The sequence below is a fragment of the Rhizobium sp. RAF56 genome (genome assembly GCF_052113965.1).
GTDB lineage: Bacteria > Pseudomonadota > Alphaproteobacteria > Rhizobiales > Rhizobiaceae > Rhizobium.
In genome coordinates this window covers 1-377 of the sequence record NZ_JBFRDU010000153.1, presented here as the reverse complement: position 1 = coordinate 377, position 377 = coordinate 1, and the positions used below count along the sequence as shown (strand labels likewise).

The window sequence follows — 377 nt, the reverse complement described above, 5'->3', positions numbered from 1 at the left end:
GGCTACTTTCCCATGATCTTCATGGCTTCGGCGAGGAATTTGTCCGAGCGAGCGTCGTCGTCGGCGTTGCAGCGTTCGACGGCCCTGGTTTCGAGGTCGTTCACTTTCTTCATGTCCGCGTCGGCGATTTGCGTTGATTTCTTCGCGTCTCGCATCTGTTTTAGCATGTCCTCGCAGGGAACTGCCGCCGCGGCCGCAGGGCCTGAAATTGCGGCAATAGCGAGCGCGGCGTTCAAAACAGCAACGGCAACGATTGCTTTCATGGTGAAATCCTCTTCGTTCAATTTGTCTGGCCGACTGCCAGCGCCGCGCACACTAGAGGTGCGGACATACAACAGCCTTGCCGCAACCTTACTGTTTCGTAAGTTCCCGACAGG

At 56.8% G+C, this 377-nt stretch carries 1 protein-coding gene; it reads right to left on the bottom strand.

Annotated elements, in window-relative coordinates; translation table 11 throughout:
* Window positions 1-2: 2 nt before the first annotated feature.
* Window positions 3-377: hypothetical protein (locus AB4048_RS29025; RefSeq protein WP_442205379.1), on the bottom strand; the 375-nt coding region annotated here is incomplete at its 5' end.